Consider the following 21,520-nt stretch of genomic DNA (forward strand, 5'->3'; position numbering starts at 1 on the left):
ATGAAAACCGGACACAAGAAGTTGCTGACCGTCGCCATGCTGGCGGCTTGTTCATTGGCCGCGGGTGTGGCGGAGGCGGCCGGCGTGCTGACCATTGGCCGGCGTGAAGACGGCACCACCTTCGACCCGATCAAGACTGCGCAGAACGTCGACAACTGGGTGTTCTCGAACGTCTACGATGTGCTGGTCCGGGTGGATGACAAGGGCACCAAACTGATGCCCGGCCTGTCGGAAAGCTGGGTCATCTCCCCTGATGGCCTGACCTATACGTTCAAGATGCGTCCGGCAAAGTTCTCGGACGGTTCCGACCTGACGGCCAGCGACGCGGTGTTCAGTTTGCTCCGCATCCGCGACGACAAAGGCTCGCTGTGGAGTGATTCCTACAAGATCATCGACAAGGCCGTGGCCAGCGATCCGCACACGCTGGTGATCACGCTAAAGACCCCATCGGCGCCGTTTCTCTCGCAGCTGGCGCTGCCGAACGTGTCGATCCTGTCCGAGAAAGCCATGAAAAGCCTGGGTGACGAAGCCTACGGCGAGAAGCCGGTCGGTTCCGGCGCGTTCAGCGTGAAGGAGTGGCGACGCGGCGACCGAGTGATTCTGGAAAAGAACCCGTACTTCTGGGAAGCGCCCAAGGTCAGCCTGGATGGCGTGGAATGGATCTCGATTCCTGACGACAATACCCGCATGTTGAAGGTCCAGGCGGGCGAGCTGGATTCGGCGATCTTCGTGCCGTTTTCTCGCGTTGAGACCCTGAAAAAAGACAGCAACCTCGTCGTCCATATGGACCCGTCCACCCGGGAAGACCATATCGTGCTCAATCATTCCCACGGCGCGCTGGCCAAGCCGGAAGTGCGTCAGGCGCTGGACATGGCCATCGACAAGAAATCCATCGTCGACACCGCCACCTTCGGACTGGGCACGATTGCTAATTCCTACATCCCCAAGGGCGCGCTCTACCATTACGCCGACAACCTGCAGCGCCCTTACGACCCGGTCAAAGCCAAGAAGATGCTCGCCGACGCAGGCGCATCCGACCTGAAACTCAACTACGTGGTTAACGCGGGTAACGAGGTGGACGAGCAGATTGCGGTCATGCTCCAACAGCAGCTGTCCAAAGTCGGCGTCACCACGACGCTGCAGAAAGTTGACCCGAGCCAGAGCTGGCAGATGTTGATCGACGGTGACTACGACATCTCAGTGATGTACTGGACCAACGACATTCTCGATCCGGACCAGAAAACGACGTTCGTGTTGGGCCACGACACCAACATGAACTACATGACCCGCTATAAGAACGACAAGGTCAAGGACCTGGTCGCTGCCGCCCGGGTCGAAATGGACCCGAAAAAGCGCGAGCAGATGTACGTCGACCTACAGAAAATGGCGAAAGCGGACGTTAACTGGATCGACCTCTACTACAGCCCGTACATCAACGTTTCACGCAAGAACATCTCCAACTTCAGCCAGAACCCGCTGGGTCGCTTTACGCTGGAGGAGACGGTGAAGCAGTAACTTAACGCCTCTGTAGGCGCGAATTGATTCGCGAAGCGGTGAGTCAGACGACAGAGATCGTCACCCTCATCCGTCTCTCGTGAATGAATTCACTCCTACAGGATGGCGCTGTGTTCATTCGTTCTGTAGGACTTTTCCGCGCTGTAACCCCTCTGTCATCTTGCTGTCACTCCCGGCATGTCTAAATCCGCGTTCAGCCCCTTGAATCGTCCCGGAGCCCAGCCATGACCGATAGCCAGCATCTGGATTTATCCGAAACCGCCCGCTACATGCACGCCGATATCCTCGACAGCTTCGACGAAGAGCTGGAGATGGAATACGACGATGCGCGCCTGGATGCGCTGCTGTCCGACATGGGGGAAGAGGTGCCGAAGGGCATTGACCGCCGCGTCTATTTCCGTGAACTGCTGCGGCTACAGGGTGAGCTGGTCAAGTTGCAGGACTGGGTTGTCAGCCAGAAGCTCAAGGTTGTCGTGCTGTTTGAAGGGCGCGACGCAGCGGGGAAGGGCGGTGCGATCAAGCGCATCACCCAACGGCTCAATCCACGTGTCGTTCGGGTGGCTGCACTGACGGCGCCCAGCGAGCGTGAACGCACCCAGTGGTATTTCCAGCGGTACGTGTCACATCTCCCAGCGGCTGGCGAGATGGTGCTGTTCGACCGCAGCTGGTACAACCGCGCGGGGGTCGAGCGAGTGATGGGCTTCTGCAATAACGAGGAGTACGAAGAGTTCTTCCGCACGGTGCCCGAGTTCGAAAAAATGCTCGTGCGCTCGGGCATCATCCTCATCAAGTACTGGTTCTCCATTACTGACGACGAACAGTATCGCCGCTTCCTGATGCGCATCCACGACCCGCTCAAGCAGTGGAAGCTGTCACCCATGGATCTTGAGTCTCGCCGTCGCTGGGAAGACTACACACGCGCCAAAGAGGAAATGCTGACGCGCTCCCACACCGACGTCGCACCGTGGTGGATCGTGGAAGCTGACGACAAAAAGCGCGCCCGCCTCAATTGCATTCACCACCTGCTGGAACAGATCCCCCGCGGCGAAACCGAGTCAGTGCAAATCGATTTGCCCGCCCGCGAGTACAACTCCGATTACCTCCGGGCGCCGGTGCCCCGCGAGATGGTGGTGCCGTCGATCTATTGATCGGCGGCGAGCGCGTTCAGATTTTCCAGCGGCGGGAAGTCTTGGCCAGACGCTGCTGCATGCTGTCCAGGGTTTTCCCCAGCTGCAGCGTCAGCAAACGATAGCCGATCAGGTCGCCAGGGATGGCGATCTCCGTGTCCGGCCCGTTTTCCAGCGGCTCGGTTTTGCGTTCAAGCCTGTCCGTCGCGCCGTTCTGCAGGGCGCGCGCCATGCCGATCAACTGACGACGAATGCGGCGCTGCTCAACGGTCAGCAACGCCTGGCTCATGTCGGCGGGGCGGATGTTGGACAAGATCTCCAATGTGCTCAGGCACATCCGGAAATGGCCTTGGATCGCCTCCAGCTCAACGATAGGCACCTTGATTTCCTTGGACACCGACGGCAGCAACGAGCGCAGTTGCAGCATCGTCCCGTTGAGCTTTGCCATCAGCTTGACGTGCTCGTCCGCGGTGATCGATTGGCCGCTGTTGATGCGGTCGTAGACCTTCGCGCACCCGCGCAGACCGCTCGCCAGGTTGTACCGCCACGAATAAACCGCATACAACGGCAGCGCGAATGAAAAGGCCAGGGCCAGCGCGATCCCGATCAGAATATCCACCGTACGCCACAGCCCGTCAGTCACCGGGTTGTCGCCGTGGCCCGCAACGATGAACAGCGTGATTGCCGACAACAGCGCCGTGTAACCGCCCTTGCCGATTGCGTGATAGGCGAAGAACCCGCATATCAGCGACATCAACAGATAGGTCAACAACGGCATGCCCAGGTACGTCTGCTGCGTCACCACCGCCAGCCCCAAGGCCGCGCCGATCAGCGTCCCGTATGCCCGCTCAACCGACTTCTTGCCGATGTTGCCGTGGTGCTGCAACCCGCCGATCACGATCAGCATCGTGACCGACGCCCACTCGCCGTGGGGCAAGTGAATCCCCGACGTCAACAGAATCGTCGCCAACAACCCCACCACAATCCGCCCCGCATGAATGTAGCGCGCATGCTGATAGCGGCGATAAGGATCGAGCAACGGGCGCAGCAGCCGGCGCAGCCAGGGATAGAGCGGAATAGTGCGGGAGGTTTTCATGGGGTAAGAGACCATCAAAGAAAGAAATAAATCTTCATGGACCAATAAATGATGCATTTCGCGTTGATTGTCCCGCTACACCGAACACCGAGGTGCAGGAATTATGTCAGCCCTGCGAGTCTGGTGAGGAGCGCGCCAAGGTAGGTTATCGCCAAACCCATCAACAACAGACCGATAGGGCGCTCCCACCAGCTTTTTACTTCGCCGGGAGGCATCTGCAACGTCAGCACTGTCACACTCGCCGGCTGATTTATGACCGTAGTGGCTTCATCCGATGGCAGCATTGAGCGCAACCATAGCTCGTCCCTTGCCCTTTTCCTGATCGCGGCTACATCGTTCGAAAGCTGAATGCCACACCCGCGGATGTATAAGCCGGTCGCAATGACCACGAAGACTCCGAGCAGCATCAAAGAATCGACAGTGAATGGGTGGTAAATGTCTATGCGTGGTGTAACGGCCCATAGCGGCTTCAAGAAAGCAGTGTTTTCATATGCGATCAGACAAAGGTATTGAAGCTTGCCCCCCAGCATCGCGAGACCGCTTGCCGCCAGCTGTCCGCCCATGTCGTACAGGAACAGTACGCCGAACATTGCCAATTGAATGAGTCCGAGCAGTGCTATTGCCAAGCCCGACCATTTCATTTTTTTTGCTTTTTTTATCGCTTCCAGAACTGTCATCGTCCTTGCTTCCTTTTTTTAAATATCCTGATGTTTTCAACACCGCGGCAACGAGCCCGCCTGACGCGACTTCTTGTCTACCCCAAAAAACGCAAAAGCCGCGCAATGCGCGGCTTTGAAGATGGTGGGCCCACACGGACTCGAACCGTGGACCAAGGGATTATGAGTCCCCTGCTCTAACCAACTGAGCTATAGGCCCTCAGTAGGCGGCGGATTATAACGACGGTTTGCGTGCTGTGCTATCCGAAAAGTCTGAAACCGTCAGGCGAAGAAACGTCGCGCAGAATTCTTCCGGTTGCAGGGGAAGGCTGACGAGGTAGCCCTGTATCTGTTCACAGCCTTCGTCGGCCAGGAATTGCTGTTGCTCAAGGCTCTCCACACCTTCGGCGATGACGGTGAGTTGCATGCTGCGGCCCAGGGCGATGATGGCGCGGACGATGGCGGCGTCGTGTGGATCGTCGGGCAGGCCGCGTACGAAGGACTGGTCGATCTTGAGGATGTCCAGCGGCAGCTTCTTCAGGTAGCTGAGGGACGAATAGCCGGTCCCGAAGTCATCGATCGCCAGCTGAACGCCCAGCTTTTTCAGCTTGTGCAGTACGGTCAGCGCCTCTTCGGTCTGGCTCATGATGAAGTTTTCAGTGATCTCCAGTTGCAGGCAGCCCGGTTGCAACCGGTACTCGGTCAACAGCTGTTCGATGCGGTTGACCAGATTGGGTTGTCGCAGTTGGGCGCCCGCCAGGTTTACCGACAGAGACCCGAAGACGTCATAGTTCAGATTCCATTCGGACAGCTGCCGACAGGCGTTTTCCAGGACCCATTCGCCGATCTGCAGGATCATCCCGTTTTCTTCAGCCAGGGTAATGAAGCGCTCCGGCGGCACGTCGCCAAAGGTGGGGTGATGCCAGCGGATAAGGGCCTCGGCGCCGACCAGTCGCTGCGTCAACAGGCTGAGTTTGGGCTGGTAGGACAGGGAGAACTCGTTGCGCTCGATGGCCCTGCGTAATTCGTGCTCCAGCGCAATTCGTTCGCTCGCCTGGGCCGTCAGGTCGCGCGTATAGCTCTCGACCCGATTGCGGCCCTTGGCTTTTGAGCGGTACATGGCGGCGTCGGCGTTTTTGATCACCGTCGCCACATCGAGGCCATCGGTGGGGAACAGCGCGGTGCCAATGCTGGAACTGATAAAAAACTCGTGCTCCCCCGCCTGGAACGGTGCGCTGAAGCTGTTGAGCAGTTTGGTCGCGATGGCTTCGGCGTCCCCCGCGTTTTGCAGGCCCGGCAGCAGGATGATGAACTCGTCGCCCCCCAGCCGCGCAACGGTGTCGATGTCCCGCAGGTTTTCCTTCAGTCGGTGAGCAATGCCTTTGAGCAGCAAGTCGCCCACGGGATGGCCGAGGCTGTCGTTGATGTGCTTGAAGCGGTCCAGGTCCAGAAACAGCACGGCGCCGAGGCTGTCGCCATGCTGGCTGTGTAGAAGGGCGGCTTGCAGGCGGGTTTCGAACAGCGTGCGGTTGGGCAGGCCGGTCAGTGGGTCGTGGTGGGCCTGATAGTCGAGGCGCGCCTGGGCCTGCTTGAGACTGGAGATGTCCGCAAACACCGCGACGAAGTGGGTGATGAATTTGTCGCGGTTTCGCACTGCGCTGATGGTCAGCCAACTTGGATAGACTTCGCCGTTTTTGCGACGGTTGCTGATCTCACCCTGCCAGTGGCCTTCGGCGGTCAGTTGGTACCACATGGCCGCGTAAAATGCGCTGTCGTGCTGTCCAGACGCCAGAAGGCGCGGGGTTTCGCCGATGGCTTCGTGCTCGCTGTAGCCGGTGATTTCGCTGAATGCGCGGTTCACGGCGTTGATGCGCTGGCGAGTGTCGGTGATCAATACACCTTCGGCCGTGCTCTCGAACACTGTCGCGGCCAGCTGCAGTTTCTCCTGCATCTGATGGCGTTCGGTGATGTCCCGGGCGATGGTCAGCATGCAGTCCTCACCGCCAATGGGCAGCGGTCGCGACGAAATTTCGCACAACCGGATTTGCCCATCCCTACGCCGGATATGACTTGTGAAATCACGCACGAAGCCATCGCGGTTCAGTTGCTCCAGCAGAAGCAGGCGTTCATTGAGATCAACCCAGATGCCTAGGTCCAGCGTGGTGTGATCCAGTGACATGGAGCTTTGGTAGCCGGTGATGCGGCTAAAACCGTCGTTGACCTCTACCAGCATGCCGTCGCTTTGTCGCGAGATCATCAGGCCATCTGGGGATGAGTGGAAGGCCTTGGCAAACTTCTCTTCCGAAAGCTGGAGTTGCTGCTGGGCTTCCTTGAGTGGCGTGATGTCACGCACGACGACCACCACGGCGGGTGTGGAATCCAGATCAAACGGTTCGGCAGACAGCAGGCCGGTGAACAGACGCCCGTCTTGACGCCGGAACGGCATCTCGAGGTTACGGATGCTGCCTTTTTGCAGGCGCTGAAGCAGGCTGGGGCCAATGTCCGGAATGCCCCAGATATTGAGATCCGAAGGCGTTTTGCCGAGGACCTCCGCTGAACTCAGGCCAATCTGCTCGACGAACGCGCGGTTGGCTTCCAGGAAGCAGCCGTCGGATAACCGGGCGATCACCAGAATGTCGGGGCACTGGGCGAATACCGAAGCGAATTTGCCCTCAGAGAGCCGAAGAGCTTCTTCAATCTGCTTGGTCTCGCTGATGTCGATCATCAGGCCGCGCATGATCGGTTCGCGGCCGTAGCCGATCAAGCTGACGATGTCTCGTACCCACAACACTCTGCCGTCCGCGCTGATGACTCGGTAATCGAGGCTATGGTCGTGGCCGAGAGCAGACTCCTGATAGCAGAAGGCTTGAGCCCTTTCCAAATCAGCGGGGTGAACAATGCTGTGCCAGAAACCGGTCTGGAGCCATTGTTCAAGCGGATACCCCAGCAGGTTTTCGGCGTGCGGGGAGACATAGTTGTAGGAGTAGTCGTCGACGTTCGCTTCCCATGCAATGGCCGACAGGCTCTCGATCATGCCGCGGTAGTGGTATTCGCTGCTGCGCAGTTGCCGTTCCAGCGCGATCCGCCGGGAAATTTCCGAGCTCAGGCGCCGGTTGATGCGCACTACCACAATCAGCACCGTGCAGATCAGCAGCAGCCCCGGCAGCCCGTACACCATGAAATTGCGCCAGAACCTGGCGTTATTCAGCGACTGATAGGTTTGCCAGCGTTCTTGTTCGGTCGGCTCTGCCACGTACGGGGCGCGGGCTTGCTGCTCGGGGCGGTCCGATGTGGCCAATCGTTCCTGATGCGGGGCAGTCCTAAGCTCAAGAGCGGGTGAGGTAGCTTCCGTGCGGTAAATTTGTTCTTCATGAACACCAGGCTCGTGTGTTTCCCCTTCGGGAAGAACGCGCGCGTCGACAGCCGTCGACCCCATCAAGCATAAGAAAACTACTGCCGGCATCCGATACATGGCAGCCCCAACGTTCAGCGCTATGATGGGTTCGAGTGTAGCCGGGCTAATGCATAGTGGCGCTGTGCCGAATATTTATTCTTTAAAACGCAAAACCCCCAGCAAAGCCGGGGGTTTTGTGATCAAGGTGAAGCTTACTCGTCGAGGAAGGAACGCAAGTGTTCGCTTCTCGTTGGGTGGCGCAGCTTGCGTAGAGCCTTGGCTTCGATCTGACGAATACGCTCACGCGTTACATCAAATTGCTTACCGACCTCTTCCAGTGTGTGGTCGGTATTCATGTCGATACCAAAGCGCATGCGCAGGACTTTGGCTTCACGGGCCGTCAGTCCGGAGAGCACTTCGCGCGTTGCTTCTTTCAGGCTTTCAACCGTGGCGACATCGATGGGCGACTGCATGGTGGAGTCTTCGATGAAGTCTCCCAAATGCGAATCTTCGTCGTCGCCAATCGGGGTTTCCATGGAGATCGGCTCTTTAGCGATCTTCAATACCTTGCGGATCTTGTCCTCAGGCATTTCCATGCGTTCGCCCAGCTCTTCCGGGGTCGGTTCGCGACCCATTTCCTGCAGCATCTGCCGGGAAATACGGTTGAGCTTGTTGATTGTCTCGATCATGTGTACCGGAATACGAATGGTACGGGCCTGGTCGGCAATCGAGCGAGTGATCGCTTGACGGATCCACCAGGTGGCATAAGTCGAGAACTTGTAACCGCGACGGTATTCAAACTTGTCTACCGCTTTCATCAAGCCGATGTTGCCTTCCTGGATCAGATCAAGGAATTGCAAGCCACGGTTGGTGTACTTCTTCGCGATGGAGATAACCAGACGCAGGTTAGCTTCAACCATTTCTTTCTTCGCGCGGCGGGCCTTGGCCTCACCGATCGACATCCGACGGTTGATGTCCTTGATCTCGGCGATCGTCAGACCGGTTTCGTCTTGCAGGGTCGTCAGCTTCTGCTGGCAGCGCTGAATATCGACCTGCAGACGACCGATGGCTTCGGCGTATTTGCCTTTGCCTTTGGCCAGCGCGTCGGTCCAGCTCTGGTCTACTTCATTGCCCGGGAACTGGCGCAGGAAGTCGGCACGCGGCATACGAGCGTCACGCACGCACAGTTGCATGATCGCACGCTCTTGAGCACGAAGGCGCTCGAGGGCACTGCGAACACGCTCAACCAGACCTTCAAACTGCTTGGGAACCAGTTTGATAGGCATGAACAGCTCGGCCAGGGCCAAGAGTTCAGCAGAGGCCTGCTTGCTGCCACGACCGTGTTTCTTGAGGGCCTTGACGGCAATCGCCATCTGATCGGCTACAGCACCAAAGCGCTGGGCCGCGAGAACCGGATCGGGACCGCTTTCGGTCTCTTCCTCGTCATCGGTGGTGGAGTCATCTTCCTCGTCTTCGGCGCCTTCGACCTTTTCGGCCTTGGGATCTACCGGAGGCGGTACTTCGGCCGGCGGCGCAATGCCGTCGTCCGGATCAATGTAGCCGCTGAGAACATCAGACAGGCGTCCACCTTCGGTGGTTACGCGAGTGTATTCAGAGAGAATGTGGTCGACGGTGCCAGGGAAGTGCGCAATTGCGCCCATCACTTCACGGATGCCTTCTTCGATACGTTTGGCGATTTCAATTTCGCCTTCACGTGTCAGAAGCTCAACCGTGCCCATTTCACGCATATACATGCGCACCGGGTCGGTTGTGCGTCCAATGTCGGTTTCGACTGCTGCCAACGCAGCAGCGGCTTCTTCAGCGGCTGCCTCGTCGGTATCAGCTTCGGCCAACAAAAGGGCGTCCGCATCCGGGGCACTCTCGAATACGTTGATCCCCATGTCGTTAATCATGCGGATGATGTCTTCCACCTGTTCCGGATCTGAAATATCCTCCGGCAGGTGGTCGTTGACCTCCGCGTAAGTCAGGTAACCCTGCTCACGACCACGGCTGATCAACTCTTTGAGGCGAGACTGCTGTTGCGCTTTTCCGGACATAACACCCTATCCACTGAAGGTCTTGGCGGGCAAAAAACAAGCCGAGGATTATACTCGAGCTAGGACCTCACGCGCCAGTTGAGGTCGGGGTTTGTGCAGGAACTTTGCGATTTAACAGATTGAGTAGCTGAACTTTTTCCTCAGCGGACAACCCGGTCTGCCGTTCCTTCCTAATCAATTGATCCAGGCTTCGCTCGCGTTGGCGGGCGGACAAGCTAGTTATAGTGTCGAAAAACTGTTGTTCAAGGTTATCGGCCGATATAAGCCATTCCTTTTCCGCCAGTTGTCGCAATAATCGTCCTTGATCGGTCCCGTGCCACCTTGCGATCAATTGCAGCGACCGCAGCTTCGGGTTTTTCTGTAATGCTTCCAGCAACGCCACCAGTAACTGCGAATAAACGTTGTCTTCGGCGGCGAAGTGGCTGGCATCCTCAACCTTGCCCGACAGCTCGGGGTGATGCAGCAAGGTTCTGAGTGCGGTCAGCGTGGGCGGTTCAACCGTAGCCGGTGTACGCGGCCCGCGTGGCTCGAAGTCTGGCCGTTTGCCGTTCTTGTCCCACTTTTTGCCATCCCACGGCTTCTTTTCCCATTTCTTTTGCTGTCCACCAGGCTTGTTCGGCGGCCATTCTGTCTGTACGTCGAAAGCCTGATGTGTCTGGTAGTCGCCATAGTCGGGGATGGCATCGTAGTCGATCCCCGGATCGTAATCGGGCTGTGCTTCCTGAGGCGCCTGTTGTGCCAATTGGTTCATTGCCGCAGTGTTCAGCCCGGTGATCTCAGTCAATCGCTGACGCATCAGTGCGCGCAGATTGGCTCCCGGAACCTTCTCGATCAGCGGCGCGGCCAATGTGGCCATGTGAGCCTTACCCTCCAGCGATCGCGGGTCAGCCTCCTTCGTGAGCTGCTCGAAGAAATAATCGGCCAGCGGCTGAGCGTGCTGGGCGATTCTTGCCTTGAACGCATCGGTGCCCTCGGAACGCACCAGGGTGTCCGGGTCTTCGCCTTCCGGCAAAAACAGGAATCGAGCACGGCGGCCATCCTGAAGACTTGAAAGGGCTGCTTCCAATGCGCGCCACGCGGCATTGCGACCTGCCTGGTCGCCGTCGAAACAGAACAACACGTTCGGTACGACTCGAAAGAGCTTCTTCAAATGATCTTCGCTGGTGGCAGTGCCCAGCGTTGCCACCGCGTTGCGTAAACCTTGTTGGGCCAGGGCAATGACGTCCATATAGCCCTCGACGACAATGATCTCGTCGAGACTGCGGTTGTACTTTCTGGCCTCGTACAACCCATACAACTCCTGTCCCTTATGAAACACCGGAGTTTCGGGAGAGTTCAGGTATTTTGGCTTGTCATCGCCCAAAACCCGACCGCCGAACGCGATCACCCGGCCTCGGCTGTCGCGGATAGGGAACATCACGCGATCTCGAAACCGGTCATAGCGCTTACCGGTCTCGGCGTTTTCAATCAGCAAGCCGGCATCGATCATCGCTTTCTGCTGAAGCGTGTCGCTGCTCAAGTGCTTGTACAGATTGTCCCAGCCGGGCGGGGCAAAGCCGAGGCCGAAGTCGCGGGCAATTTCGCCCGAGAGGCCGCGGCCTTTCAGGTAATCCACCGCCGACCTGCGCGTTGGATGGCTTTTCAGCGCCGCGCGGTAAAAATCGGCGGCGGCTGTCAGTAAGGGATAGAGCGGTGAATCAGTGGGTTGCCTAGGCTTTTGGCCCTTTACGCTTTGTTCCCGTGGGACCTCCATGCCGGCAGCTTTGGCGAGATCTTCGACGGCCTGGGGGAAATCCAGATTGTCGTGATCCATGATGAAGCCAAGCGCATTGCCGCCTGCGCCACAGCCAAAGCAATAGTAGAACTGCTTGTCAGGGCTGACGCTGAACGATGGGGTTTTTTCTTTATGGAACGGACAGCACGCGCTGAAGTTCTTGCCGGTTTTTTTTAATTGAACGCGTGAACTGACCACATCGACGATGTCGGTGCGGTTTAGTAAATCGTCAATAAAACCTTGAGGGATCAGTCCGGCCATGGCGTTCTCATCATCAGGCGCCTCGCCAGAGAAGTCGTGGCGAATCCAAAGCGTAACGACGGTTGCTTGGGCAGTGTAGACGTGGTCAACGCGGCCTGAACCAGGCTAGACGGGCTTGACGGATTTTGTCTCAGTCGCATGTGCGGCGTTGACAGCCTCGGTCAGATGGTGCGATGAGGCTAAAGCTGCAACTGCCGACAGCCCGGCTTTGAGGCCGGGCAAGGCAGAAGCTTGCGACAAACGTCTGTATTAGTACAGACGAACGGCGCGGCGCTGTTCGCGCTGAACTTTCTTGGCGTGACGCTTAACAGCAGCTGCTGCTTTACGCTTACGCTCAGAAGTCGGCTTCTCGTAAAATTCGCGGCTACGAACTTCAGCCAGAACACCGGCTTTTTCGCAGGAGCGCTTGAAACGACGCAGAGCTACGTCGAAGGGTTCGTTCTCTTTTACTTTGACGGCTGGCATCCAGAGCTACCTTCATTCATTACCGGGGTCAACGCTCGGTGCAAACACTGCACTAAGTACGTCGGTTTTTAAGGGTTGCGGATGTTAACCCCTCATCGCGAGGAATGCAAAGCCTCTGATCGAAAACCGCTGGTAGGGGGCATGGGCGGCGACTATTATGCGCGCCTTCGAATCTAGCCCCAACAAGGCGTACCCCATGTTAGTACTGGGATTGGAAACTTCCTGCGATGAAACCGGTGTAGCGCTTTACGACAGTGAACGCGGGCTTCTGGCTGACGCGCTTTTCAGCCAGATCGACCAGCACCGGGTCTTTGGCGGCGTAGTGCCCGAGCTGGCCTCGCGCGATCACGTCAAACGCATGCTGCCGTTGATCCGGCAGGTGCTGGCAGAGGCCGATTGCGCGGTGACCGAGATCGACGGTATCGCCTACACCGCAGGGCCTGGCCTCGTCGGCGCCTTGTTGGTCGGCGCCTCCTGTGCACAGGCACTGGCCTTCGCCTGGGATATCCCCGCGCTGGGCGTGCATCACATGGAAGGCCACCTCCTGGCGCCGATGCTGGAGCAGAGTCCACCCGATTTTCCGTTCGTCGCTTTGTTGGTGTCAGGCGGTCATACGCAACTGGTTCGGGTCGATGGCATCGGTCAATACGAACTGCTGGGTGAGACGCTGGATGATGCCGCAGGCGAGGCGTTCGACAAAACCGCAAAGATGATGGGGATGCACTATCCGGGCGGCCCGGAAATCTCGCGAATGGCGTTGAACGGCGTCGCCGGTCGATTCCTGTTCCCGCGCCCCATGACCGATCGCCCAGGTCTGGATTTCAGCTTCAGTGGGCTGAAAACCTCAGCGCTCCTCACCTGGCAGCAGTGCCAGGTGGCTGGAGACGACGGCGAGCAAACCCGTTGCGACATCTCGCTGGCCTTCCAGCAGGCGGTAGTGGACACTTTGACGATCAAGTGTAAACGCGCTTTGAAGCAGACGGGCCTCAAACGACTGGTGATTGCCGGTGGCGTCAGCGCTAACAAAGCGCTGCGTCAGTCACTTGAGCAGATGCTCGATGGATTGGGTGGCAATGTGTATTACGCACGGCCGGAATTCTGTACCGACAACGGCGCGATGATTGCTTTTGCTGGCTGCCAGCGTTTGCAGGCCGGTCAAAGGGAAACGCTGAGCATCAGTGTTCAGGCGCGCTGGCCAATGGAGCAGTTGCCAGGGCTGTGAGGGCGTCGAGCGCGTAGGATGGCAGAATTCAGAAATGCCGTTCACGACCCGCAAACAGGTCTCGCAGATTGCGTCGATGGCGCCAGACAATCAGCAGCGTCAGCAGCGTCATCGGGACCAGCGCGTGGGGTTCTTGCCACGCCAGCAGCGGCAAGGTCAGTGGGGTGGCAATCAGTGCGGCGAGTGAGCTGGTCCGGGTCAGGTAAAACGTCAGCAGCCAGGCGGCCAAAGCGAGCAGGGCGGCCGGCGGATACAGTCCCAGCAGAACGCCCGCGGCCGTCGCCACGCCTTTGCCGCCGCGGAAGCGAAAGTACAGCGGAAACAAATGTCCCACCACGGCGCACAGCCCGATCCAGCCTTGTTGTTTGGGATCAAGCTCGATCCACGCGGCGATCAGGACCGGCATCAGTCCTTTGCATAGATCGCCAATGAGCGTAAGGATGGCGAGCTTCTTGCCGGCCAGGCGCAGCATGTTGGTGGCGCCTGCATTGCCGGAGCCTTCCTCGCGCGGGTCCGGGCTGCCCGTGAGGCGGCTCAGCAGGATGGCGAAGGACAGCGAACCAAGCAGGTAGGCAAGAAGCGCCAGTAACCAAAACATGCTAACCATTCCGGGCAACGAAGCCCTGATTCTAACGGCGCATCGCGCCCTTGTCGTGCAGCGGAGAGATTGGGTTGGACAGAGTGTTTATCGAGGGACTGGAAGTCGATACGGTCATTGGCGCCTACGACTGGGAGCGCAACATCCGTCAGTGCCTGCGCCTGGACCTGAGCTTCGCCTGGGACAACCGGCAGGCCGCAGCGAATGACGACTTGAGCAAGGCGCTCGACTACGCCAGCGTATCGAGCCGTATCCAGGCATTCGCCGATGTCTCTCAATTCCAGCTGGTCGAAACCTTCGCCGAGCGCTTGGCTGAAGTGTTGATGAGCGACTTCAACATTCCCTGGCTGCACCTCAAACTCACCAAGCCTGGCGCCGTTCCTGCGGCCAAGGGCGTGGGTGTGGAGATCGAGCGCGGATGTCGCTGACACGAATATTTCTGGGCCTGGGCAGCAATGTTGAGCGCGAGAAGCACCTGTGCGCCGGACTTGATGCGTTGAACGGGTTTCTAACAGACCTGACGTGCTCCCCGGTTTTCGAGAGCCATCCCGTCGGGATCAAAAGTGGACCGTTCATTAATTTGGTGGTCTCTGCGCTGACCGATGTGCCCTTGATGGAGCTGGACCGGCGCCTGAAAATCATCGAAGCCGACAATGGGCGTTATGCGCCGGGCCGCAAGGGGCTGCCCCTGGATATCGATGTGCTGTTGTATGGCGAACTGTCCGGTAATTTCGATGGGCTGGTGCTGCCCCGTGCCGAGATACTGAAAAACGCTTTCGTGCTGTGGCCGCTGTCGCTGATTGCACCGGAACAGGTGCATCCGGGTGTAGGAATACCCTTCAGCCAGCTGTGGGCTGAGGCTGATATCGATCAGAAGTTGTGGCCGGTGGCATTCGAGTGGCGCGGGGAGCCGCTGACGCCTGAGGCGCTGCGGCTGGCGGCGAAACAAATCTAGTTGGAGCGAGGCTTGCCCGCGAATGGCGCTCGGCAGGGCACGAAAGAAACGGCGAATTTGAACCCTTCGCGGGCAAGCCTTGCTCCAACAGGTGATCAGCTGTTGTACGCGGCCTTGTAAACCTTCAGCGCGTCCAGTCGTTCGCGCTTGAGCGCTTCGCCCAGCGCCTGCCCTGTAAAACCCTGCTCCAGCAATGGCTGGACCTGCACTTCCCGGGCTGTCGCGGCGGCACCTCTCAGATACTCAGCCTGCGGGTAGCTCCGATTCTCAAGCCCTTTGCGGCCGCGGGCATCCATCTCGCAGGCCACGACGAACTCCTCGAAGCGCTGCGGCCTGCGGTAGACGTCAAACGTCTGCAGCAAGTCGAGCAAGGTGGACGGCTTAAGTTCCAGCGCTCGATGCCCATGGGTGTGGTACTGACCCACCAGCAGCGCCAATTCCTGACAGTCCCTCGGCACTTTGAAGCGAGCATTAACCGCCTTGATCAGCTTCAGGCCGGTGTGTTCATGGGCAATATGCTGCGGCCAATCGTCTGGCCGTGTCAGGCCCTTGCCCAAATCGTGCAGCAGGCAGGCCCAGCGAACACTTAGCGGTTGGCGATGCGCAGCTGACTGCTCCAGTACGCTTAACACGTGCAGGCCGGTATCGATTTCGGGGTGATGAACTTCCGGTTGCGGGACGCCAAAGAGGGCGTCGATCTCCGGCAGCAACACTTTCAAAGCGCCGCTATCGCGGAGGACGCGAATAAAGACCTGGGGCTGGCTTTCCATCAACGCGCGGGATATTTCTTTCCAGCTGCGCTCTGGCGTCAACGCCAGCAGTTCGCCCGATTCACTCAGTTGCCTCATCAACGCCAGGGTTTCCGGAGCGATGGTGAACCCATCCGGAGCGTACCGCGCCGCGAACCGGGCGACTCGTAGTACTCGAAGTGGATCTTCGGCGAAAGCGGGAGAAACATGCCGCAAAATCCGCGCTTTGAGATCCTGCTGGCCATGATATGGGTCGGTCAACAGGCCGTCTTTGTCTTCGGCAATTGCATTGATCGTCAGGTCACGACGAAGCAAATCTTGTTCCAGCGTCACGTCCGGGTCCGCGTGGAACACAAACCCACCGTAACCGTGGCCGCTTTTTCGCTCGGTGCGGGCCAGCGCGTATTCCTCACCTGTCAGCGGATGCAGAAACACCGGGAAGTCCGTGCCGACCGGGCGGTAGCCCTTAACCAGCATTTCATCGGTGGTGGCACCGACTACGACCCAGTCTATGTCCACGACGGGCTTGCCGAGCAGGCGGTCGCGAACAGCGCCGCCGACTTTATAAAATTGCATGAAAAAACCTCCGTGAGCGCGACAGGATAAACCTAACGTCACGCTCGCGGAGGTTAAAACAACGATGTCACTGGTTAAAGATGTACGACCGCCAGATCGAGCCTGGGGTACTCACTTTCGGCGTGCTCGCTTCGGGGAGGCACATGAAGAGTCTTCATGATTTGATCTCCCTGTAAGGATTCCAAGTGGATGTCGAAGCCCCACAGGCGATGCAGGTGCTTAAGCACCTCGTCGGTGGAGTCTCCGAGCGGTTTGCGATCATGTTGCTGGTGACGCAATGTCAGCGAGCGATCACCTCGTCGATCAATGCTATAGATCTGCACGTTGGGTTCACGATTGCCCAGGTTGTACTGAGCCGCCAGGGTTTCTCGGATGATCTTGTAGCCCGGTTCATCGTGGATCGCCGGAACGAGCAGGTCATCCTTCTGATCGTCATCCATGATGCTGAACAATTTCAGGTCGCGAATCACCTTGGGTGACAGGTACTGCAAGATGAAACTCTCATCCTTGAAGCTGCTCATGGCGAACTTCACCGCGGTCAGCCAATCGGTCCCGGCAATGTCAGGGAACCACCGACGGTCTTCATCGGTGGGGTTTTCACACATCCGCCGGATGTCTTGATACATGGCGAAACCCAAGGTGTAGGGGTTGATGCCGCTGTAATAGGGACTGTCAAAGCCCGGTTGGAAGACCACGCTGGTGTGGGACTGCAGAAACTCCATCATGAAGCCATCGGTCACCAGGCCTTCGTCATACAGGTCATTCATCAGCGTGTAGTGCCAGAACGTTGCCCAGCCTTCGTTCATCACCTGAGTCTGACGCTGAGGGTAAAAGTACTGCGCGATCTTGCGCACGATTCTTACGACCTCACGCTGCCACGGCTCCAGCAATGGCGCGTGTTTCTCGATGAAATAAAGAATGTTCTCCTGGGGTTCGGTTGGAAAACGGGCGTTGTCTTCCTTGCTGTTTTTGTCGGCGCCTTTGGGAATCGTGCGCCACAGGTCGTTGATCTGTTTTTGCAGGTGCTCTTCTCGGTCCTTCATCCGTCGGCGCTCTTCCTCGGCCGAGATAGGATAAGGACGCTTGTAGCGGTCGACGCCGTAGTTCATCAGCGCGTGGCAGGAGTCGAGCAAGTCCTCGACGGCATCGATGCCGTGGCGTTCTTCGCACTGCATGATGAACTGCTTGGCAAACACCAGGTAGTCGATGATCGAACTGGCATCGGTCCAGGTGCGGAACAGATAGTTGCCCTTGAAGAAGCTGTTGTGGCCGTAGCAGGCGTGAGCCACAACCAAGGCCTGCATGCAGATGGTGTTTTCTTCCATCAGATACGCGATGCACGGATCAGAGTTAATGACGATCTCGTACGCAAGACCCATCTGCCCACGAGAGTAGGATTTTTCGGTGCTGAGGAAGTGTTTGCCGTAGGACCAATGGTGGTAGCCCAGCGGCATGCCGACCGACGCGTAGGCGTCCATCATTTGCTCGGCGGTAATGACCTCGATCTGGTTGGGGTAAGTGTCCAGCGCATAGCGCTCGGCAATGCGGCTGATTTCCCGGTCGTAGGCCTGGATCAGTTCGAATGTCCACTCTGAACCCGTGGAGAGGGGTTGGCGTTTCTGCTCTCTACCGGTCATGACACTAACCTGCGCTGGAAGAGTTCACGGAATACCGGATAGATATCACCGGCAGAGACCAGCTGCTGCTGGGCAAACGTATCGGCGAAGGCTTCGCCAATGCGCTCGTATTCAAACCATAAAGCCTGATGCTCACGCGGCGTGATTTCGACGTAAGTGTAGTACTGCACGAACGGCATGATCTGTTTGATGAGGATGTCGCGGCAGATCGGCGAATCATCGTTCCAGTTGTCGCCGTCGGAGGCCTGCGCGGCATAGATATTCCACTCGTTGGTGGGATAGCGCTCAGCCATGATTTCCTGCATCAGTTTCAGAGCGCTGGAAACAATGGTGCCGCCGGTTTCACGGGAGTAGAAGAATTCTTCCTCGTCCACTTCGCGAGCGCTGGTGTGATGGCGGATGAACACCACTTCAATCTTGTCGTAATTGCGCTTGAGGAACAGATACAACAGGATGAAGAACCGTTTGGCGATGTCTTTGGTGGCTTGGGTCATTGAGCCCGATACGTCCATCAGGCAAAACATCACCGCCTTGGAGCTGGGATTCGGTTGCTTGACCAGCAGGTTGTATTTGAGGTCGAAGGTGTCCAGAAAAGGCACCCGACGAATGCGTGCCTTGAGCCGATCGGACTCCACTTCCAATTCCTGAATGTCGCCGAAGTTGTCAGGCTCTTCGCGGCGCATACGCTCCAGTTCGGCGGTGATTTCCCGCAGTTTGGCGCGACTGCTCCCTGACAGGGCAATGCGTCTGGCATGGGCCGAACGCAACGTCCGGATGATGTTGATGCGGGACGGGTTGCCCTCGTTGCTGATGCCGGCGCGCACGGTTTTGAAGGTGTCGGTGCCCGCGAGATTGCGCTTCACCAGATTGGGCAGCTCAAGGTCTTCGAACATGAACTCAAGGAATTCTTCCTGAGTGATCTGGAAGGAAAACTCATCCATGCCTTCGCCGGAGTTGCTGGCCTTGCCTGGCCCTTTGCCGCCGGCACCACCCTGAGGCCTGGCAATGTGTTCGCCGGAAGTGAATTCTTTATTGCCGGGATGAACGACGGTCTGCTTACCGCCCCGACCGTGATGAAGCACCGGTTCGTCGATGTCACGTCCGGGGATGCTGATTTGTTCGCCGTGTTCCATATCGGTGATGGAACGGCGGCTAACGGCTTCTTCCACTGCTTTTTTGATGTGATCACGGTACCGACGCAAGAAGCGCTGCCGATTTACCGTGCTCTTGTTTTTGCCATTGAGGCGTCGGTCGATCACATAGCCCATCTGGAGCCCTCCGGGCAGCTGCAAGTAGAAAACAGCAGCAAGCCTCAAGCTGAAGCCGGTCGAACTCGAAAAGCTGACCAGTCCAGCTTGCCGCTTGAAGCTTATTGCTTACCGCTGCATTACTGCGACTTCCGAACACGCAGGTACCACTCGGAGAGCAGCCGTACCTGTTTATCGGTGTAACCCCGCTCAACCATCCGGGTGACGAAGTCGTTGTGCTTTTGCTGATCATCCTTGCTGGCTTTGGCATTGAAACTGATGACCGGCAGCAGGTCTTCGGTGTTCGAGAACATTTTCTTCTCGATCACTACCCGCAGCTTCTCGTAGCTGAGCCAGGTCGGGTTCTTGCCGTTATTGTTGGCGCGGGCGCGCAGCACGAAGTTGACGATCTCGTTACGGAAATCCTTGGGATTACTGATACCGGCCGGTTTCTCGATTTTTTCCAGTTCTTCGTTCAGCGCTACGCGGTTCAGAATTTCCCCGGTTTCAGGATCGCGGTATTCCTGATCCTGAATCCAGAAGTCCGCGTAGAGCACGTAACGGTCGAAGATGTTCTGGCCGTACTCGCTGTAGGACTCCAGGTACGCCGTCTGGATTTCCTTGCCGATGAACTCGATATAGCGCGGCGCCAGATACTCTTTGATGAAGCGCAGATAGCGTTCACGGGTTTCCGCCTGGAATTGCTCCTGCTCAATCTGCTGCTCCAGCACGTAGAGCAGATGCACGGGGTTGGCGGCGATTTCGTGCGGATCGAAGTTGAAGACTTTGGACAGGATCTTGAAGGCGAAGCGCGTGGACAGACCGTTCATGCCTTCATCGACGCCCGCGCTGTCGCGGTATTCCTGAATCGACTTGGCCTTGGGGTCGGTATCCTTCAGATTTTCACCGTCGTAAACCCGCATCTTGGAATAGATGTTGGAGTTTTCCGGCTCTTTGAGCCGCGACAGCACCGTGAACTGCGCGAGCATTTTCAACGTATCCGGCGCGCAATGGGCTTTGGACAGCGAACTGTTGAACAGCAGCTTGTCGTAGATTTTGATTTCGTCGCTGACGCGCAAGCAGTACGGCACCTTCACGATGTAGATACGGTCGATGAAGGCTTCGTTGTTCTTGTTGTTGCGGAAGCTGTGCCATTCCGATTCGTTGGAGTGGGCCAGCAAGATACCGGTGAACGGGATAGCGCCCAGACCTTCGGTACTGTTGTAGTTGCCTTCCTGTGTGGCGGTCAGCAACGGGTGCAGCACCTTGATGGGTGCCTTGAACATCTCAACGAATTCCATCAGGCCCTGGTTGGCCCGGCACAGCGCGCCCGAGTAGCTGTAAGCGTCAGCGTCGTTCTGTGGGTACTCTTCCAGTTTGCGGATGTCGACCTTACCCACCAGCGCGGAGATGTCCTGGTTGTTCTCATCCCCTGGCTCGGTTTTGGCCACAGCGATCTGGTTGAGAATCGAGGGATACAGCTTCACCACCTTGAACTGGCTGATGTCGCCGCCGAATTCAGCCAGTCGTTTGGTCGCCCAAGGCGACATGATGGTGTTCAGGTACCGGCGCGGGATGCCGTAGTCCTCTTCGAGGATCGTCCCGTCTTCAGTGGGTTTGAACAGGCCCAAGGGCGATTCGAAAACCGGGGAACCCTTGATGGCGTAGAAAGGTATTTTTTCGACCAGCGATTTGAGTTTTTCAGCCAGGGACGATTTACCACCGCCTACCGGGCCGAGCAGGTAAAGGATCTGTTTCTTCTCTTCGAGGCCCTGAGCGGCGTGGCGGAAGTACGAGACGATTTGCTCGATGCAGTCTTCCATGCCGTGGAATTCTTCGAACGCGGGATAGCGCCGAATGACCTTGTTGGAGAAGATTCTTGATAGCCTCGAGTTGGTCGAAGTGTCGAACAACTCAGGCTCACCGATGGCCAGCAGAAGACGTTCTGCTGCCGACGCGTAAGCACTGCGGTCCTGTTTGCAGAGCTCGAGGTACTCCTGTAGCGAGAGCTCTTCCTGGCGTGTCGATTCAAAGCGTTGTTGGAAGTGGCTAAAAATACTCATGACGTCACCTCGCTCGATACGTGGAGCCGGCGGCGGATCGTCAGTTGATGCTGGCTAGCGACCGATCACTCAGTGGCTATTTACCCCCCAGAACACCATAAAAGTAACTACCGATGACCCGCGCGCCG

The 21,520-nt window shown here is 57.7% G+C and carries 16 protein-coding genes and 1 tRNA gene; 5 read left to right on the forward strand and 12 right to left on the reverse strand.

Annotation, left to right across the window (positions count from 1 at the left end; translation table 11 throughout):
- Both ABQX22_RS12915 and ppk2 read left to right on the forward strand, forming a co-directional pair.
- The gene (locus tag ABQX22_RS12915) at positions 1-1,515 is read left to right on the forward strand and encodes an ABC transporter substrate-binding protein (RefSeq protein WP_349800040.1); all 1,515 of its coding nucleotides are present in this window, start codon (positions 1-3) and stop codon (positions 1,513-1,515) included.
- Positions 1,516-1,739: 224 nt separating this feature from the next.
- A complete protein-coding gene (gene ppk2 / locus ABQX22_RS12920) occupies positions 1,740-2,663 on the forward strand; it encodes a polyphosphate kinase 2 (protein WP_349800042.1) in 924 nt (307 codons plus the stop codon).
- Positions 2,664-2,679: 16 nt separating this feature from the next.
- Here the strand turns inward: ppk2 and ABQX22_RS12925 are convergent, their stop codons facing one another.
- From ABQX22_RS12925 to rpsU, 7 genes are all read right to left on the reverse strand, one after another.
- A complete protein-coding gene (locus ABQX22_RS12925; RefSeq protein WP_349800044.1) occupies positions 2,680-3,738 on the reverse strand; it encodes an FUSC family protein in 1,059 nt (352 codons plus the stop codon).
- 101 nt (positions 3,739-3,839) lie between these two features.
- Positions 3,840-4,415 carry a YniB family protein gene (locus tag ABQX22_RS12930; RefSeq protein WP_349800046.1) on the reverse strand — a complete coding sequence of 192 codons (576 nt, stop codon included), beginning with the start codon at positions 4,413-4,415 and terminating at the stop codon, positions 3,840-3,842.
- 122 nt (positions 4,416-4,537) lie between these two features.
- A tRNA-Ile gene (locus ABQX22_RS12935) sits at positions 4,538-4,614 on the reverse strand.
- Positions 4,615-4,629: 15 nt separating this feature from the next.
- On the reverse strand, positions 4,630-7,692 hold the full coding sequence (locus tag ABQX22_RS12940; protein WP_349800048.1) for a sensor domain-containing protein: 3,063 nt from the start codon (positions 7,690-7,692) through the stop codon (positions 4,630-4,632).
- A 308-nt stretch (positions 7,693-8,000) separates the two neighbouring features.
- Positions 8,001-9,845, reverse strand: coding sequence for an RNA polymerase sigma factor RpoD (gene rpoD / locus ABQX22_RS12945; protein ID WP_349800050.1), 1,845 nt, complete (start codon positions 9,843-9,845; stop codon positions 8,001-8,003).
- A 67-nt stretch (positions 9,846-9,912) separates the two neighbouring features.
- Positions 9,913-11,880, reverse strand: a complete 1,968-nt coding sequence (dnaG, locus tag ABQX22_RS12950) for a DNA primase (RefSeq protein WP_349800052.1) — start codon at positions 11,878-11,880, stop codon at positions 9,913-9,915.
- Positions 11,881-12,129: 249 nt separating this feature from the next.
- Positions 12,130-12,345: a 30S ribosomal protein S21 gene (gene rpsU / locus ABQX22_RS12955; RefSeq protein ID WP_002551877.1), complete on the reverse strand. Its 216-nt coding sequence runs from the start codon at positions 12,343-12,345 to the stop codon at positions 12,130-12,132.
- A 196-nt stretch (positions 12,346-12,541) separates the two neighbouring features.
- Here rpsU and tsaD point away from each other — a divergent pair, with 196 nt between their 5' ends.
- Positions 12,542-13,567, forward strand: coding sequence for a tRNA (adenosine(37)-N6)-threonylcarbamoyltransferase complex transferase subunit TsaD (gene tsaD, locus ABQX22_RS12960; RefSeq protein ID WP_349800065.1), 1,026 nt, complete (start codon positions 12,542-12,544; stop codon positions 13,565-13,567).
- 28 nt (positions 13,568-13,595) lie between these two features.
- Here the strand turns inward: tsaD and plsY are convergent, their stop codons facing one another.
- Positions 13,596-14,165, reverse strand: coding sequence for a glycerol-3-phosphate 1-O-acyltransferase PlsY (plsY, locus tag ABQX22_RS12965; RefSeq protein WP_349800067.1), 570 nt, complete (start codon positions 14,163-14,165; stop codon positions 13,596-13,598).
- 74 nt (positions 14,166-14,239) lie between these two features.
- Here plsY and folB point away from each other — a divergent pair, with 74 nt between their 5' ends.
- Complete coding sequence (gene folB / locus ABQX22_RS12970; RefSeq protein ID WP_349800069.1) at positions 14,240-14,593, forward strand: dihydroneopterin aldolase; 354 nt, start codon at positions 14,240-14,242, stop codon at positions 14,591-14,593.
- Positions 14,584-15,120, forward strand: a complete 537-nt coding sequence (folK, locus tag ABQX22_RS12975) for a 2-amino-4-hydroxy-6-hydroxymethyldihydropteridine diphosphokinase (protein WP_349800071.1) — start codon at positions 14,584-14,586, stop codon at positions 15,118-15,120. The genes folB and folK overlap by 10 nt, the downstream gene beginning before the upstream one ends.
- A 95-nt stretch (positions 15,121-15,215) precedes the next feature.
- On the opposite strand, the gene ABQX22_RS12980 is transcribed toward folK, so the two are convergent.
- From ABQX22_RS12980 to ABQX22_RS12995, 4 genes are all read right to left on the reverse strand, one after another.
- Complete coding sequence (locus ABQX22_RS12980) at positions 15,216-16,445, reverse strand: multifunctional CCA addition/repair protein (protein ID WP_349800073.1); 1,230 nt, start codon at positions 16,443-16,445, stop codon at positions 15,216-15,218.
- Between the two features lie 74 nt (positions 16,446-16,519).
- Positions 16,520-18,082: a SpoVR family protein gene (locus ABQX22_RS12985; RefSeq protein WP_349800075.1), complete on the reverse strand. Its 1,563-nt coding sequence runs from the start codon at positions 18,080-18,082 to the stop codon at positions 16,520-16,522.
- On the reverse strand, positions 18,079-19,350 hold the full coding sequence (locus tag ABQX22_RS12990; protein WP_349800077.1) for a YeaH/YhbH family protein: 1,272 nt from the start codon (positions 19,348-19,350) through the stop codon (positions 18,079-18,081). The genes ABQX22_RS12985 and ABQX22_RS12990 overlap by 4 nt, the downstream gene beginning before the upstream one ends.
- Before the next feature lie 119 nt (positions 19,351-19,469).
- Positions 19,470-21,392, reverse strand: a complete 1,923-nt coding sequence (locus ABQX22_RS12995; RefSeq protein ID WP_349800079.1) for a PrkA family serine protein kinase — start codon at positions 21,390-21,392, stop codon at positions 19,470-19,472.
- Positions 21,393-21,520 lie beyond the last annotated feature (128 nt).

This window comes from Xanthomonas sp. WHRI 1810A, assembly GCF_040202885.1.
In the GTDB taxonomy this organism is placed as follows: Bacteria; Pseudomonadota; Gammaproteobacteria; order Pseudomonadales; family Pseudomonadaceae; genus Aquipseudomonas.